12 protein-coding genes are annotated in these 12,937 nt (G+C 63.1%); 6 read left to right on the forward strand and 6 right to left on the reverse strand.

The annotated features are described in order from the left end of the window. Nucleotides 1–29: 29 nt before the first annotated feature. Nucleotides 30–899 carry a succinate--CoA ligase subunit alpha gene (gene sucD, locus Hrd1104_RS04055; RefSeq protein WP_154551548.1) on the forward strand — a complete coding sequence of 290 codons (870 nt, stop codon included), beginning with the start codon at nt 30–32 and terminating at the stop codon, nt 897–899. A 71-nt stretch (nt 900–970) separates the two neighbouring features. After that, the gene (locus Hrd1104_RS04060; protein ID WP_154551549.1) at nt 971–1,633 is read left to right on the forward strand and encodes a glycerophosphodiester phosphodiesterase; all 663 of its coding nucleotides are present in this window, start codon (nt 971–973) and stop codon (nt 1,631–1,633) included. A 71-nt stretch (nt 1,634–1,704) separates the two neighbouring features. Here Hrd1104_RS04060 and Hrd1104_RS04065 read toward each other — a convergent pair whose 3' ends face one another. Both Hrd1104_RS04065 and Hrd1104_RS04070 read right to left on the reverse strand, forming a co-directional pair. Further along, the gene (locus tag Hrd1104_RS04065) at nt 1,705–2,442 is read right to left on the reverse strand and encodes a hypothetical protein (protein ID WP_154551550.1); all 738 of its coding nucleotides are present in this window, start codon (nt 2,440–2,442) and stop codon (nt 1,705–1,707) included. After that, nucleotides 2,432–3,868: a serine/threonine protein kinase gene (locus tag Hrd1104_RS04070; protein ID WP_154551551.1), complete on the reverse strand. Its 1,437-nt coding sequence runs from the start codon at nt 3,866–3,868 to the stop codon at nt 2,432–2,434. The genes Hrd1104_RS04065 and Hrd1104_RS04070 overlap by 11 nt, the downstream gene beginning before the upstream one ends. Before the next feature lie 144 nt (nt 3,869–4,012). On the opposite strand from Hrd1104_RS04070, the gene Hrd1104_RS04075 reads away from it, so the two are divergent. Together Hrd1104_RS04075 and Hrd1104_RS04080 are read left to right on the forward strand one after the other, a co-directional pair. Continuing rightward, nucleotides 4,013–6,277 (forward strand): methyl-accepting chemotaxis protein, encoded by a 2,265-nt coding sequence (locus Hrd1104_RS04075; RefSeq protein ID WP_154551552.1) that lies wholly within the window; start codon nt 4,013–4,015, stop codon nt 6,275–6,277. Nucleotides 6,278–6,280: 3 nt separating this feature from the next. Continuing rightward, the gene (locus Hrd1104_RS04080) at nt 6,281–6,994 is read left to right on the forward strand and encodes a bacteriorhodopsin (protein ID WP_154551553.1); all 714 of its coding nucleotides are present in this window, start codon (nt 6,281–6,283) and stop codon (nt 6,992–6,994) included. A 333-nt stretch (nt 6,995–7,327) separates the two neighbouring features. On the opposite strand, the gene hisD is transcribed toward Hrd1104_RS04080, so the two are convergent. The 3 genes from hisD to fer all read right to left on the reverse strand — a co-directional run bounded on the left by hisD (nt 7,328) and on the right by fer (nt 10,059). Next, on the reverse strand, nt 7,328–8,602 hold the full coding sequence (hisD, locus tag Hrd1104_RS04085) for a histidinol dehydrogenase (protein ID WP_154551554.1): 1,275 nt from the start codon (nt 8,600–8,602) through the stop codon (nt 7,328–7,330). A gap of 91 nt (nt 8,603–8,693) precedes the next feature. Beyond that, nucleotides 8,694–9,305, reverse strand: a complete 612-nt coding sequence (locus tag Hrd1104_RS04090; RefSeq protein ID WP_154551555.1) for a helix-turn-helix domain-containing protein — start codon at nt 9,303–9,305, stop codon at nt 8,694–8,696. A gap of 121 nt (nt 9,306–9,426) precedes the next feature. Next, nucleotides 9,427–10,059, reverse strand: a complete 633-nt coding sequence (gene fer, locus Hrd1104_RS04095) for a ferredoxin Fer (RefSeq protein ID WP_154551556.1) — start codon at nt 10,057–10,059, stop codon at nt 9,427–9,429. A gap of 427 nt (nt 10,060–10,486) precedes the next feature. Here fer and Hrd1104_RS04100 point away from each other — a divergent pair, with 427 nt between their 5' ends. Then, the gene (locus Hrd1104_RS04100; protein ID WP_154551557.1) at nt 10,487–11,470 is read left to right on the forward strand and encodes a PLP-dependent cysteine synthase family protein; all 984 of its coding nucleotides are present in this window, start codon (nt 10,487–10,489) and stop codon (nt 11,468–11,470) included. Next, the gene (locus tag Hrd1104_RS04105) at nt 11,470–12,651 is read left to right on the forward strand and encodes a cystathionine gamma-synthase (protein WP_154551558.1); all 1,182 of its coding nucleotides are present in this window, start codon (nt 11,470–11,472) and stop codon (nt 12,649–12,651) included. The genes Hrd1104_RS04100 and Hrd1104_RS04105 overlap by 1 nt, the downstream gene beginning before the upstream one ends. 14 nt (nt 12,652–12,665) lie before the next feature. Here the strand turns inward: Hrd1104_RS04105 and Hrd1104_RS04110 are convergent, their stop codons facing one another. After that, nucleotides 12,666–12,896: a DUF2892 domain-containing protein gene (locus tag Hrd1104_RS04110; RefSeq protein WP_154551559.1), complete on the reverse strand. Its 231-nt coding sequence runs from the start codon at nt 12,894–12,896 to the stop codon at nt 12,666–12,668. Between the last annotated feature and the right edge of the window lie 41 nt (nt 12,897–12,937).

The following is a 12,937-nucleotide window of genomic DNA, read 5'->3' on the forward strand; positions in this document are numbered from 1 at the left end:
AACCTCATTCTCACCACGGGGTGGTTCGAATGAGCGTACTCGTCGATGCAGACACTCGCGTTATCGTCCAGGGCATCACCGGCGGCGAGGGCGAGTTCCACGCAGAGCAGATGATCGAGTACGGGACCAACGTCGTCGCCGGCGCGGTCCCGGGGAAGGGCGGCCAGGAAGTCCACGGCGTGCCCGTCTACGATACGGTCGACCGGGCCGCACGCGCGGAAGACGCCGACGCTTCTGTCGTGTTCGTCCCGCCCGCCTTCGCCGCCGACGCGTTGTTCGAGGCCCTGGACGCGCCCCTGGATGTCGTCGTGGCGATCACCGAGGGCATCCCGACCCAGGATGTCAGCGAGGTCTACGAACAACTCCGTCGAACCGATACCCACTTGATCGGCCCCAACTGTCCGGGTATCATCACGCCCGGCGAAGCCAAACTCGGGATTCTGCCGGGCAACATCTTCACGGACGGTGACGTCGGGCTGGTCTCCCGGTCGGGGACGCTGACCTACCAGATCGTCGATAGCCTCACCCAGCGCGGGATCGGCCAGACGACAGCCATCGGCATCGGTGGCGACCCGATCATCGGGACGGACTTCATCGACGCCTTAGAACTGTTCGAGGCCGATCCCGACACGAAAGCGGTCGTCATGTGCGGGGAGATCGGCGGCGAAGACGAGGAAGACGCCGCCCGGTACATTGCCGAGTACATGGACACGCCTGTCGTCGGGTTCATCGCCGGCCGGACGGCCCCGCCGGGCAAGCGCATGGGCCATGCCGGTGCGATCGTCTCGGGCAGCGGGACTGGCACCGCCGAAAGCAAGATCGACGCCTTGGAGTCAGCCAGCGTTCCCGTCGGTGACACGCCCAGTGACGTCGCCGATCACGTCGAAACCATTCTCTGAGCGACGAGTGGCTGTTGGCGTCGGCCCGGCCTGGTGAAAAAGCCTAACTCGCCGCCAGGCGTGACTCGAGTATGCGCTGTATCGCCCACCGAGGCTTTGCCGGACTGTATCCGGAGAACACGCTCGCCGCCATCGAACAGGCCGGCCAACGGGCTGCGATGATCGAACTCGACGTTCGGCGCTGTGGGTCGGGTGAACTCGTCGTCCATCACGACGAAACCGTCGATCGGTTGACGACTGCCAACGGGCGGGTCGCGGACATGACTGCGACGGAACTGTCGCGGTTGAACATCGAGGGCTCCGGTGAGGGTGTGCCGTCCCTCGCCGAGGCGATCGAGGCGGTCCCCGCCGACGTCGGCCTCGATCTCGAACTCAAAGAATCAGGCCTCCTCACCGACGTTCGGGACCGCATCGCAGACGTCGACCGTGACATCTGGCTTTCTTCGTTCGATATCTCGATCGTCGAGGCGGCCAGTGAACAGACGGATTGTCCGGTCGTGTTACTCGTCGGTGACTCCTCGGAGGCCGGTATCGAACGGGCGGCCGGACTGGGCTGTGCGGGTCTGGCCCCCCACTGGCGTCTCGTCGATTTCGCGCTCATCGAGCGGGCTCATCGAGCCGATTTGGGCGTCTACCCCTGGACGATTACCGATGTCGAGCGCGCAGAGACCTTCGCGAAAATGGGTATCGACGGCATCATCGCGGACGATCCAGTCGCGTGTATCGAGGAGTGAGTGCGGACACGAACGGACTGTGGCGCCAGTGGAGCGGCGATCGTGGACGGGAGGAGAGCAGGGGCGCACGATCACAGACGAGCAAGGTTCTGCCGAAGCTTGATGTTCGCTGTCATCAGTGCCGTCGCCGCCATGATGATGAAAACGACCTGGACGTGCAGGACGATTATCTGCTCGATGCCCAAAAGCGTGACCAGGGCAATCGCCGGTACGAACGCACTGAACGCAAGGACCGGCAGCAAATGGCGCAATAGGGTATCCAGCATCGTCCCCTGGACCATCGATCGGGAGAGTTGGGTACGCCCGTGCCAGTACCCGTAGGTCCCGAACGCGATCGCCCCGACCCCTTCCAGTGCGAGCACCGGTTGCTCGGCGATTCCGATCGCTTCCGCGGCGATCGCCCCAACGACTGTGAGGCTGAATACCGCGACCAGGGGGCTCGGAACGACGCTCCCAGCCGTCCCACGATCACTGTCGGCGACTGTGCCTTGCCGGGCGATCAACTGCATCGTGAGTGCAAGCAACAGGACGAAGCCAAGAAATACCCCATCACGAACCGACGGGATCCCCGAGAGTACGATTTCGGCGATTCCGACGATGCCATAGATCGCGGCTGCCCCGCCGACGAACCCGAGGTACGTCCAGATCGACGCTTGGGATGGAAGGTCGCTCGCGCGGCGATTCCACAGCGCGTAGACACAGAACCGGACGCCTAACACCCCGATCAGGACGAAGCCGATGAAGTAGATGAACGTGAGGTTGGGGTTGCCGGCGATCTCTTGGAGGGCGAACGCGACGTCACTCTGCATGGGTCAACTCCTCGTGCACGGCCACGACGTCTCTGCGGAAGTCATTGATTGTTTCGTATCGGACCAGGGACCGTTTGGCCATCGCTTTCCCGACGATATCGTCGATTGCTCCAGGCACGTCGACTGACCTCGATGGGGCCGGCGGCTCGCCGTCTATCACTTGCTGGCGGATCTGTTCGAACTCACCCGACACGGGCGGCCGTCCGGTCAGGAAGCGATAGAGGACAGCCCCGAGTTGATAGATGTCCGTGCCGTGGTGAATCCGGCCGAATCGGCGATCGTAGTATTCGGGGGCGGCATACCGAGGATCGAGCAGGGTCGCCGGCGTGACGTGCCAGCGATAGACGCCGAGCAAGCCGGGGTTGTCGAGGGAAGCGGTCTGCGGGGTCGCGCCAGCCTCTGTCGGGAACGCGACGTTTTCGGGATCGATCCCGCCGTGGACGACGCCATGCTGGTGAGCGTATTCCAGTGCGTCGGCCAGCTCGATCGTCAGCGAGAGGGCGGCTGCGGGCTCGATCGGCCCACTCCGATCCGCCAGGGTCGCGTCGGAAGGATCGGTCCCAGCCCACGGCCGGGGCTGGCTCCCCCAATGGAACAGCCTAACGATACCGGAGTGATCGCCAATCTCGGCCCACTGATCGAGGGCCTCACCGAGATCTGGGGCGAACGAATCACTCTCGCCGGTCGGACGGTGAAACAACCGGATCGCCATCGCTCGTTCGACGCCGCTGTCCTCGGCCAGGACCCGTGCGATCTCCGCGTAGCGGCTGTGTTTGCGCCCCGAAAGGACCATCAGATCGTCGAAGCGGCTCTGTTCGACGATCGTCGTCAAACGACCAAAGAGCCGATTCCACTGTCGTCGCTCCCGTGCTTGTTCCGATCGCACACCGGTGCTCGCTCGTGGTTCGTCGACGTCTTCTGGATTGTGTTCAGGCTCTAGGGGCTGGTCCGCATCTGGATGGCGCTGGGGGTCGGTCGGATCGATGACGTCACGGTCCGGTTCGACCGATCGCGGGCCGAACATCCCTCCCGGTGGACGGACGCGGCCGACATCCTCGTGACGCGTGCTGCCGTCTCCCGATCCGGTCGGGCCACCACCCGTGGTCTCGTCACGGCGTTCCTGATGGGTCTCGTCGACGCGTTCCGGGAACTGTGAAGCGATGTAATCGTACGCGAGTTTCGCCTCGGCCCGACTCGAACCGTCGAATCGATCGGCCAACCGTCGCACGATCGATGGGATCGACTCCGGATCTGAGGCGGCAAGCAGACAGAGACCGAACGTCCCCACGAGCCTGAGCTGTCGATCTTCATCGTCGAGAGCGCCCAACAGCACAGGGAGGTCTTTGACGCTTCCGGGAGGCGATGTGAGAATGTCCTCCAACACGTCGTTCGCTTCAGTGGCGTTTGCGTCGCCGCGTTCGGCCATTTTTCTCTCCGAGTGGGCTACGTTCACACGCACCGATAATGACTGTTGGGGTGGCTGAGCGTCTATCGGCGTGGCGAACGCAGGTTATCACCGCTGAAAATCGGGTGCGGGCATTTACAGTATGGTGCCTCGTGAGGTCCGGTAATGCCAGCAGACAACTCTGGATTGCTTCCGGCGTTTGTCCGCGAACGGTATACGGCGCGGCTAGGGGCCGCCCTCGCGTTCGCGATCGTGGTGATGCTCGCTTTCGGATTGGTCATCAGCGCACAGGCGACCGGGCAGCTTCGTTCGGATGTCGACCAGGATCTCACGACGCAGGCCAACGCCCAAGCGGCCCAACTGGACACGTGGGTGTCGGCGATCAAGCAGGACGTACGGAAGACAACGCAACTGCCGGTCTTTGGGTCCGGCGAGACTGATCGCATCCGCGACCGCCTGACGGGAATGGTCGAGGGTAACGCCGTTCCCGACGACGTCGTTGCGGTCCACTACTTAGATACCGAGTCGATGGAGTTTCTGACGAGCTCCAGCGATGCGATGGTCGGTGTCAATCCGGCCGATCAGGGCGCGGCCTTCGCGACTAACCCGCCCGCTTTCGACAGCCCGGACGACGTCTACGTCTCGGCGCCGTTTTCGGTCCCGGTTGTCGATCATCCGATCATCGCCATCATCTCGCCGATCGAAGGCGCCGACGACCGCGCACTCGTGTACATGACTGACCTCGAAGCCCGCGCGAATGCCCTCTCGGCCGGGGACAGTACGGAGACAGTCGTCGTAAACGACGCCGGCGAGTACGTTGCACATCCGAATACGAGCAAGATTCTGACCCAACACGAGGGCCATAGTAGTACGCTTTCGGCCGGTGAGTCGGAGTTCTCGCGGAATGGCGATATGCTCATGGGCGCGAGCAAGCTGACGAGCCAGGACTGGACAGTCATGGTTCATACGTCCGTCGAAGACGCCTACGCCGTCTCGAACCAGATCAACGCCGATCTCCTCGGGCTCGTGTTGCTCGCGATCATCAACCTCGGGTTGATCGGGGTGACGATCGGCTCGAACACGGCCCTCTCACTGCGTCGCCTGGCCGGTCGTGCCCAGGAGATGGGCGAGGGGAACCTCGAAGTCGATCTGTCGACCGACCGTGAAGACGAGATCGGCACCCTGTACGTATCGTTCCAAAACATGCGTGATTCTCTCCGTGACAAAATCGACGAGGCCGAAAGCGCGACTGAAGCGGCCCAACAGGCCCGCGAAGATGCCGAATCCGAGCGGGCGGAGATGGAGGCTCTGTCCGCACATCTAGAAGCGAAAGCCGCCGCCTACGGCGACGTTCTCGACGACGTTGCCGACGGCGACTTGACTCGGCGAGTCGACCCCGAAAGCGAGAACGAGGCGATGGAAATCGTCGGCACAGAGCTCAATGCGACCTTAGATGCCCTGGAGTCGACGATCGCAGACGTCGAATCCTTTGCCTCGGAAGTCGCAAGCTCTAGCAACACAGTCAGGCAAAACGCCGACCGCGTTAGCGACGCCAGCCGGCAAGTCAGCCAATCGATCGACGAAATTTTCGACGGCGCGAGCGAGCAAAGCGAGCGCTTGCGGGACATCGCCGACGAGATGGAGACGCTTTCGGCCTCGGCCGAGGAAGTCGCCAGCTCGGCCCAGGAAGTGGCCGCAACGTCCAGAGAAGCGGCCGAAGTCGGCGAAACGGGTCGAGACGCTGCCGAGGATGCGATCGAGGAGATGGGCGCGATCGAAGACGAGACCGAACGGACCCGACAGGCGATCAACGATCTCGCGGCCGACCTCGAAGAGATCGGCGAGATCGTCGATCTGATCACCGAGATCGTCGAACAGACGAACATGCTGGCGATCAACGCCTCGATCGAGGCCGCCCACTCGGGTGGTGGTGAAGGCTTTGCGGTGGTCGCCGACGAGATCAAGAGCTTAGCCGAGGAGACAAAAGACGCGGCTGGTGACATCGAAGCTCGTATCGAGGCGATTCAGGAACAGGCCGACGAGACCGTCGAAACGATGGAGACGACGAGCGAGCGCATGGGCGAGGGCGTCGAGACGGTCACCGAGGCCGTCGAGTCACTCGAAACGATCGTCGAACACGCCGAGGAAGCCGATCGTGGCATCCAGGAGATCGACGATGCGACCGAAGACCAAGCCAATACGGCCCAGCAAGTCATGGCCATGGTCGAGGATCTGACGGCGATCAGCCGCCAGACGACCGAGGAGGCAGATACCGTCGCTTCGGCGGCCGACGAGCAGACGGACTCGATCGCAGAAGTCTCCGAATCGGCGGGTGCCTTACGCCGACAGGCCGACGAGCTACAGTCCCTGCTCGATCGCTTCGAGGTCGCAGAGACGAACACAACCACTGCAGACGTGAGGGAGGACTAATCGATGGTCGAATTCGATATTACGCTCTGGTTCACGCTCGGGACGCTGGGAATGGCACTCGGAAGTATCGGCCTCGGGTACGGCTTGTTGGTGCTCCCATCGGAGTGGCGCCGCAGCTACGCGGACGTCGTCGTCGTGACACTCATCGCGACAGTCGCCTACGGTCTGATGGCGCTTGGCATCGGTGATATCGGGGCCGCCAACGGAGCGACGGTGTCGCTCCCACGGTACGCCGACTGGCTGCTGACCACGCCGCTGCACGTGGTCTTCATCGCCGTCATCGCCGGTGCGGATCGCCGGCTGACGCTCACGGCTGCCGGCTTGCAAGCTGCGACGATCGTCCTCGGCTTTGCCGGGGCACTCGTGACCAGTCCCCTGAAAGAACTGTTCTTCCTCGCCGGGAGTCTGGTCTTCGTCATCGTCGTCTACTTGTTGGTCGTCGAGGCCGCAGAGACCGCCGATCAACAGGACGTCACGACCGCGGGGTTGTACCGGAAACTCCGGAACTTCGTGATCGTGCTGTGGCTGATATACCCGGTGATCTGGCTGCTCGCACCCACTGGGTATGGCTTCATGGACGCCGAGACGAGTTCACTCGTCATCACGTACATCGACGTCGTCGCGAAGGTCGGCTTCGGCCTCATCGCGCTGAACGGCTTACAGAGTCTGCAGTCGTTTGGCGTAGACCGCCTCGGCCAGTCGCTTGCGGACGACTGAGGCGACAGCGACACGAACGTGTCTCGCCTTGCTGGCTGCGGTAGCTGTGAAGGGGCCTCGCCTGGTGGGCGACTCTCCTGAGAGCGAAGGGGGGCTGTCGTGGCTCCTATCGACGGGTCGACCACGGGTGGGGGCTGCGTGCCCGGGTCTCGCATCGGACAGGATCATCGACGCGACCAGCCAGACACCTCTTGTGACACTCAGCAGGCGGTTCGAATCCTCGATGCTCCACTATCGTCCGTCGATGGTGGCCAACTCGACCAGACGGCTGGCGAGGGGCTTGGCTGGGAAAACGAGTAGCCAGTCGACACCAGTGGCGATCGTGGGTGTGGTTCAGTCCTCGAAGCGCGCTTCGACGCTGTGGGCGTGGGCTTCGAGCCCTTCGGCCCCGGCCAGCGTCGTAATCGTCTCGCGGAGCGTTTCGAGTCCGTCCTCGGAGAGTTGCTGGTAGGTCGCCGGTCGAATGAAGTCATCGACCGACAGTCCGCTGGCGATGTTTGCCGACCCACCGGTCGGCAGGACGTGGTTGGTCCCGCTGGCGTAGTCACCGGCAGCGACGGGCGTGAACTCACCGACGAACGCCGAGCCGTAGTGGGTTATCTCTTCGAGCAACTCCCGCTCGTTTGCGGCGTGGACGAAAATGTGCTCCGGGGCGTAGTCGTCGCTGAATTCGACAGCCCCGTCCATCGAGTCGGCGACGAAGACGCCACTTGCGTCGTTGTCCAGGGCCTCTCTGGCGATGTCTGCGCGCTCGCGTTCGGGGACCTGGCGCTCGATCTCTGTGGCGACGGCCTCGGCGTGGCCCTCGTTCGGCGTCACTGCGACGACGCCCGCGTTGGGATCGTGTTCGGCCTGGGCGACGACTTCCGCGGCGACGACCTCGGGGTCGGCAGTGTCGTCCGTGAGCGTCAGTACTTCACTGGGGCCGGCCAACATGTCGATCCGGACATCGCCCCGGACTTCGGCTTTGGCCGCCGTGACCCACCGATTGCCGGGGCCAACGATCACGTCGACGGACTCGACCGATTCGGTGCCATACGCCAGTGCGGCGATCGCCTGGGCACCGCCGATCTGGTAGACAGCGTCGGCACCGGCGGCGTGCATCGCTGCGAGCGTAACGGGGTTGATCTGTTCGGCGGGCGGGGTCGCGACGGCGACGTGATCGACACCCGCGACTTTCGCCGGAACGACACCCATCAGCACGCTGGAGGGATAGGCTGCGGTTCCACCGGGCGCGTAGACGCCCGCCGACTGGAGAGGATAGTACTTCCGGCCGAGTTCGCGACCGTCATCGGTTTCGACCGTCCAGTCCTCGGGGACCTGTCGCTCGTGGAAGGTGCGGATGTTCTCGGCGGCCGTCTCGATGGCCTCGCGTACCTCGTCGTCGATGGACTCGTAGGCCTGGGTGGCACGGTCGCTGATCTCGAAAGCCTCGACCTCGACGCCGTCGAAGCGCTCACAGAACTCATAGAGCGCGTCGTCGCCCTCACGATGGACGCGGTCGACGATCTCGGCAACGTCCTCTCGGATTTCGCCAATACCGGAGTCTCGCTCGAAGAGCGCACGTCGCTGCTCCGCATCGAGGGCGGAAACGGACTGTACGTCCATACCGAGTGGCAATTGACAGTCCTCCCCAAAACCACTTGCCATCCGTGTCTGAGACTCCGATCATCGACGGTGGCGAATCCGCCAAAGCGGGTCAACGAGTGCGGACAGTCCACCAGGCACCGAGGAGGACCAGGAGGAACGCGCCGCCGAGAAAGAATGCCACTGCCGGGTCGGTCAGCAACGCCGCGAGTCCTTCTTTGGACCCTGTTTCCGTGGCCTGGATGCCGATCTGCCCGCCGGACTCTTGGGTCGTCTCCCCACCGAGCCACTGGTTTGCCACAACGCCGAACGCCACCGCCCCACCAGCGAGGACGCCGACGCCAGCGAGCACCCGAGCGACCGCACGTTTCAACAGCGACTGGTCTTCCTGTTGGCCGGCCACGAGCACTAGGGCCTCGCTGGTCGGGGCGTAGACGTTCATCTCGTTGCCCTTCGCGGAGTAATCAGTCCCGACAGATTCGATCAACTCAGCCCCTTCTAATTTTTCGACGTGGTAGTGGACGTTCTGCAACGAGGTCCCGATCTCGTCCCGGATTTCGACCGGTGTCGCGGGGTCCTCGTAGACGAGCGCCAGCACCTGTCGAGCCGTCTGGGAGGACAGTGCGGCGAACGCTTCGTCTGCGGCTTCGTCGGACAGCCCCAGGACCCGTGGCTCGTCCGCGGTTTCGGTCCGCTCACCCCGGCGTGGCAATAGTGTTCCCATGACGACGAGGTACAGTGCCCATCAAAAAGGGATTGGCGATCACTCAAACGGCTCTTTGATCGGCAGCCTCGGTATCCCGAGCCATCCCCAAGCCCCTTCAAATGGCGCTTTGACCGGTACGCTAGTCAGTCTCCTGTCGGTCGACCGGGCGCGGTGGGAGTCTGAGGTCCTCGATCGACGGGAGGTGTTTGACGTTGTAGACGAGGCGCAGGTGGTCCGTCTGTGGTTTCCCGACACAGGACAGCCGGATGCCCTGCTCGATGGCTTCCTCCGGCAGGATGTGGTTAACTGGTTGTGAGAGCTCTCCTTCCAGGACGGCGACGGCGCAGTTCGCACAGGCACCACCGCGACAGGAATAGGGCCAGGCGAACCCACGGTCTTCGATCGACTCCAGCAAAGGGGCGTCCTGGTCGACGGCGATTCGCCCGTACTCGCTCCCGTTGATCCCGGCCGCTCGTGATTTTTCGAACAGATCGGAGTCATCGAGACCCCAGCCCCGATCGACGATCGCTTCGTACTCGACGAACTCGACGGCCGTCCGCGCACCTGTCTCGGCTGGTGGGTCCGAGACGGCCGATTGGGCTTCGTACTCTCTTTCGAGGAGTGTCTCGTAGGCTGCCTGAACACGACGGAACTGGGCGACTGACCCACCTTGGTCGGGGTGGGCCTCTTTGACACGCTCTCGGTACGCGTCGTGGATTCCATCTTGGGGTGTGCCAGGGTCGACGCCCAGTACCTCGAAGGGAGAGGGCACGCCGTACATTAGTCAAAATCGAGTGTTAAACCTTCGCGTGGCGGAGATTCGTCCGCTCGCGACGGACAGTCGAAACGGGACCGTCCCCGTTGGTGGCTGTACAAGCGGCCCTCGCTTCTCGGTTGAGGGATCTACGCTGGCTTGGCCACTCTACGTCGGATTTCGAAAGGACAACTGCAATAAATCGACAGCATCTACAGGTTTTTATGGATCGGCCTTTGACGAGCCGAGATACGTTTGTGGGCAGTCGATCGTACTCGGTCGACGGCTCCGGCCTGACAGATCCGCGACAGCGCAATCGCCGACACGCAGAAACCGACCCACGTTCTTCGTCGTTCGTCTCTGCCCAGGCCTGCTGTTGTCGCTGTTGATTGTTCGTTCATCTCCGATCGGATCGACATCGACTAACTTCGAGTCCCAGACAGATATGACAACACACGACACTCCCAAGGCATCGGTATTGGACACCATCGGCGAGACGCCGCTGGTCGAACTCGACGTATCACCGGCTACGGTCCCGGTTTACGCTAAGCTGGAGACGTTCAATCCCGGCGGTAGCGTGAAAGATCGCATCGGGAAGTACATCCTCGAAGGATTGCTCGACCGTGGCGACATCGAGCCAGGCGGGACGATCGTCGAGCCGACCGCTGGTAACACTGGTATCGGCATGGCGATCGCCGCGACGCAGTTAGATCTCGATGCGATCTTCGTCGTGCCGGATGGCTTTAGCGTCGAGAAAGAGCGATTGATGGCCGCCCTCGGCGCGGAGATCGAACATATTTCCGGCGATGGCGGCATGGCCGCGGCCACCGAACGCGCCCGCGAGATCGCCGACACGTTCGACAACGCCGTCGTTCCCCAGCAATTTGGGACCCCGTTGAACGTCGAGGCACACTACCGGACGACCGGCCCGGAAATCATCGACGCGCTCGACGGCGAGGTCGGGGCGATCGTCGTCGGCGTCGGCTCCGGGGGCACGTTGACAGGGATCACTCGCGCCGTCCGCGAGGTAGTGCCCGATGTCCACGTCGTCGCCGTCGAACCCGAGGGCTCGATGTTTGGTTCGCTACTCGGCTCCGAGCGTGAGGAGGGGCCGTACAAAATCGAGGGCATCGGGACGCACGATCCCGACGTGACCGACTTGCTCGCTCCCGACGAGATCGACGAATTTCGGCCAGTGAGCGACCGAGACGCCCACGCTGAAGTAAAGCGACTCGCCGCCGCGGAGGGTCATCTCGTCGGCTCGAGTGCCGGCGCGGCGAGCGTCGTGGCTCGACAGGTGGCCGAGGAGATCGCGGCCGGTGAGCGAGATGCGCCCTTCGAGACCGTCGCGACGGTGTTTCCCGATGGGGGCGAGCGATATCTCTCGAAGGACATTTACGGATCCTTCGAGGAGTGGGAGGGGAAATAATGACTGGCGACGGATTCGATCCCGCGGACTTCGAGACGCGCGCGATTCACGCCGGCTGGCAACCGGATCAAGAGACTGGCGCGATCATGCCACCGATCTATGCCTCTTCGACGTTCGCTCAGGATGCGCCCGGCGAGGATCGCGGCTACGAATACTCACGGACGGGTAATCCGACGCGAACGGCCCTAGAAGACAACCTGGCGAGCCTCGAAGGGGGCGAATACGGCCGGGCGTTCGCCAGCGGGATGGCGGCGATCAATACGGTTTTGAACTTGCTCGAGGCGGGCGATCATGTCGTCGTCGGACGGGACGTCTACGGCGGCACCCACCGACTGTTTACCGGCGTCTACGAGGACTACGACCTCGCTTTTTCGTTCGTCGACGCGACTGATCCGGACGTCGTGGCCGAGGCGATCACCGACGAGACCGCACTCGTCTGGATCGAGACGCCGACGAATCCCCTGCTGCAGATTATAGATATCGAAGCGATATCGGCGGTCGCGAGCGAGGGTGACGCGTTGCTCGCGGTGGACAACACGTTCGCGACGCCGTATCTTCAACGTCCACTCGAACACGGTGTGGACATCGTGGCCCACTCGCTGACGAAATACCTCGGCGGACACTCGGATGTCGTCGGCGGGGCGCTGGTCACCGACGACGAGCAACTCGACGAACAACTCGGCTACTATCAGAACAGCGTCGGCGCAACGCCGGACCCGTTCGGGTGTTTCCTCGTCCTTCGGGGGACCAAGACCCTCCCCGTCCGGATGGACCAACACACCGACAACGCCCGGAAGCTGGCGGCGTGGCTGGACGACCACCCGGCCGTCGAGACGGTCTATTATCCGGGGCTCGACACCCATCCTGGCCACGAGATCGCAGCGGCACAGATGGATGACTTCGGTGGGATGCTCAGCGTCGATCTGGCGGCCGATCTCGACGCTGTCCGGGAGTTCGTTTCCAGTACCGATGTGTTCACGCTTGCGGAAAGTCTCGGCGGCGTCGAGAGCCTGCTCGAACATCCAGCGACGATGACCCACGCGGCCGTTCCGGCTGCTGAACGCCGAGAAACCGGGATTACCGACGGGCTCGTCCGGCTGAGTGTCGGGTTAGAGTCGTTCGAAGATCTGCAGGCTGACCTAGAGCAGGCGCTCGCTGAGACGGTCGCATCCAACCGATAACAGGAAGTCTTGGCCTATCGAGTCGTCGAATCCATCGAGCAGGTGTCCATCCCGAGCAAGGAATACATCCCGCAACTCCCCGTCGCTGCAGTGCCAAGCATCATGAGTGCAACCACACCGAGGATCGGTGAGAGGATCGCCGGAAGCGAGACGACTTTTGCGAGGATCGCAAGCGAAACAGCGCCCGCAAGCGCACCGAGCAGCGTCCTGACTTGGCGGTCCGTCGTACCGACGTTTTGCTCCATACACTCACTTACACGGCCAGGGGTATAGCTTTTTGTATTGG

This window comes from Halorhabdus sp. CBA1104, from assembly GCF_009690625.1.
GTDB lineage: Archaea > Halobacteriota > Halobacteria > Halobacteriales > Haloarculaceae > Halorhabdus.

Excerpts from the sequence above, each read along its gene's own strand:
- sucD (WP_154551548.1), top strand. The coding sequence starts at position 30 with ATGAGCGTACTCGTCGATGCAGACACTCGCGTTATCGTCCAGGGCATC.
- Hrd1104_RS04060 (WP_154551549.1), top strand. The coding sequence starts at position 971 with ATGCGCTGTATCGCCCACCGAGGCTTTGCCGGACTGTATCCGGAGAAC.
- Hrd1104_RS04065 (WP_154551550.1), bottom strand. The coding sequence starts at position 2,442 with ATGCAGAGTGACGTCGCGTTCGCCCTCCAAGAGATCGCCGGCAACCCC.
- Hrd1104_RS04070 (WP_154551551.1), bottom strand. The coding sequence starts at position 3,868 with ATGGCCGAACGCGGCGACGCAAACGCCACTGAAGCGAACGACGTGTTG.
- Hrd1104_RS04075 (WP_154551552.1), top strand. The coding sequence starts at position 4,013 with ATGCCAGCAGACAACTCTGGATTGCTTCCGGCGTTTGTCCGCGAACGG.
- Hrd1104_RS04080 (WP_154551553.1), top strand. The coding sequence starts at position 6,281 with ATGGTCGAATTCGATATTACGCTCTGGTTCACGCTCGGGACGCTGGGA.
- hisD (WP_154551554.1), bottom strand. The coding sequence starts at position 8,602 with ATGGACGTACAGTCCGTTTCCGCCCTCGATGCGGAGCAGCGACGTGCG.
- Hrd1104_RS04090 (WP_154551555.1), bottom strand. The coding sequence starts at position 9,305 with ATGGGAACACTATTGCCACGCCGGGGTGAGCGGACCGAAACCGCGGAC.
- Hrd1104_RS04100 (WP_154551557.1), top strand. The coding sequence starts at position 10,487 with ATGACAACACACGACACTCCCAAGGCATCGGTATTGGACACCATCGGC.
- Hrd1104_RS04105 (WP_154551558.1), top strand. The coding sequence starts at position 11,470 with ATGACTGGCGACGGATTCGATCCCGCGGACTTCGAGACGCGCGCGATT.
- Hrd1104_RS04110 (WP_154551559.1), bottom strand. The coding sequence starts at position 12,896 with ATGGAGCAAAACGTCGGTACGACGGACCGCCAAGTCAGGACGCTGCTC.